This is a genomic window from Roseivirga sp. UBA1976 (assembly GCF_002336325.1).
Lineage (GTDB): Bacteria > Bacteroidota > Bacteroidia > Cytophagales > Cyclobacteriaceae > Roseivirga > Roseivirga thermotolerans.
Map to the genome: position 1 here is coordinate 612 of NZ_DDDQ01000004.1, position 2,026 is coordinate 2,637.

Consider the following 2,026-nt stretch of genomic DNA (forward strand, 5'->3'; position numbering starts at 1 on the left):
AAAAGAAGAAACAAGCACGGATTCAGGTCTAAAATGGCCACTCCAAGTGGAAGGAGAGTATTGGCAAGCAGAAGAGCCAAAGGTCGTCATAAACTGACCGTGTCTGACGAAAGAAGACACAAAGGCTAATTCTTATGTGAGGTTTATTAAATTGAACCTCGTGACGGACTTGGCCAAAAATTCGTTGAAGTTTACTTTTCCCAAAAGGGAAAGACTGCATAGTAAAAAATTAATCGAGGAGCTTTTTAACAAAGGCTCCTATTTTTATTTATACCCTATCCGGTTGGCCTACATGGAGTCGCCCCCAGAGCAATCTGCTTCACAGGCTATGTTTTCCGTACCCAAGAAGCGATTCAAGTCTGCCGTTGCTCGCAACCGGATAAAGCGACAAATGCGAGAAGCCTACCGACTCAATAAACACAGAGTAGGGGCTAAAGCATATAATATAGCCCTCATATATACGGCCGACAAGCAGCTGCCTTCTTCTATCATTCATAAGAGAGTGGGTAAGTTGCTGGATAAACTCAATACACTTGCCTGAAAATAATCCTCACTGTTGTGTATGAATTTCCACAGTGGCTGGGATGTAACGGTTCCAAAACCGTCACTGGTGCCATTATTCCATGCTTCCAACTTTGGAACACTTTTTTCATGATAAAGAGTGAATTATGGAACTTAAAAACGACAAGCAAATGAATAATACAGCAAAAGTTATTTTAGGAGTAGCCGCTGGTGCTGCTGCAGGAGCAATCACAGGAATACTTTTAGCACCAGACAGTGGTAAGAATACCCGAAAGAAAATCGCCCAAGGAACCACCGATTTAGTGGACGATTTGAAACAAGAGGTTTCAGATAAAGTAGACTCCGCCAAAGAAACTTACAATGAGTCTCTGGAGAAAGCAGCAAATTCTAGCAAGAATGGAATAGATAGAGCCAAAGAAAAATTGAGTATGGCTTAAGCACGGTTATGTGCGGCAAATTAATTCCGACTAGAAAGGCTCACTTTGAAAGTTGTCCTAAAGAAATACGACTTTCAAAGTGAGCTTTTTTGTGCATTATAAACCGTAAGCACGAAATAACTTTCGCATAAAAACATCAAATACTATCTTCCGTTCTTCTATTTCAGGAACTTCAATGCATAATTCATGAAAAAGCTCATCGTCTTTTCTCTGCTCGCCATCGGCCTGCTGAGTGCGGCTGCCATTCGCCAAAACGACAAGTACTTCGAAATACTTAAGAACCTCGACATTTTTGCCACCATGTATAAGGAGGTAAACGCCAACTATGTAGACGACCTCAACCCTAATACACTCATGCGCACCGGTATTGATGCCATGCTTGGTTCTTTAGATCCCTATACGGTCTATTATTCCGAAGATCAAATAGAAGATGTGCGTACAGAAAATACAGGGCAGTTTGGGGGTATTGGAGCTGTTATCGGAGAGCGTGATGGAGGTAAGGTTGTAGTAGTGTTGCCCAATGAAGGATACCCGGCCCAAAAAGCAGGCCTGAAAAGAGGAGATGAAATAATAGCGATTAATGGCATTGATGTAAAAAATGACTATGACAAAGCAAGCCTCTATCTGCGCGGACAGTCCTCATCCTCCATTAACCTCAAAGTCTTGAGGCCGGGTGAGGGGCCATTAGATTTTAAAGTAGATTTTGAACGCATTGAGCTGCCCAACGTGCCCTACAGTGGTATGGTCGATGCGAAGGTGGGCTACATTAAGCTGACAGGCTTCAGAGAAGATGCATCAAAAGAAGTAAAGAATGCACTCAGAGAACTGAAGAAGGAAGGAGCCGAAAAAATTATACTTGATCTTAGAGACAATGGTGGGGGCTTGCTCAATGAAGCCGTGAACATTTCAAATATTTTCATAGATAAAGGCCAGCTAGTGGTAACCACTAAAGGCAAACTGGAAGAAATGAATGCTACCTACAACGCACTTAATGCCGCCACAGATACAGAAATTCCTCTGGCTGTTCTAATAAATAGCTCAAGTGCTTCGGCTTCAGAAATTGTAGC

Annotated in this window: 4 protein-coding genes; all 4 read left to right on the forward strand. The window is 42.3% G+C overall.

Annotation, left to right across the window (positions count from 1 at the left end; translation table 11 throughout):
* Positions 1–129, forward strand: a 129-nt coding sequence (rpmH, locus tag B3763_RS00130) for a 50S ribosomal protein L34 (RefSeq protein WP_286742348.1), incomplete at its 5' end; no start/stop codon positions are given.
* A gap of 31 nt (positions 130–160) precedes the next feature.
* The gene (gene rnpA, locus B3763_RS00135; RefSeq protein ID WP_286742340.1) at positions 161–541 is read left to right on the forward strand and encodes a ribonuclease P protein component; all 381 of its coding nucleotides are present in this window, start codon (positions 161–163) and stop codon (positions 539–541) included.
* Positions 542–668: 127 nt separating this feature from the next.
* Positions 669–959, forward strand: a complete 291-nt coding sequence (locus B3763_RS00140; RefSeq protein ID WP_189631748.1) for a YtxH domain-containing protein — start codon at positions 669–671, stop codon at positions 957–959.
* A 186-nt stretch (positions 960–1,145) separates the two neighbouring features.
* Positions 1,146–2,026: S41 family peptidase (locus B3763_RS00145; protein ID WP_286742343.1), on the forward strand; the 881-nt coding region annotated here is incomplete at its 3' end.

Bases quoted from the DNA above. Each gene is read 5' to 3' on its own strand.
- B3763_RS00140 (WP_189631748.1), top strand. From the start codon at position 669: ATGGAACTTAAAAACGACAAGCAAATGAATAATACAGCAAAAGTTATT.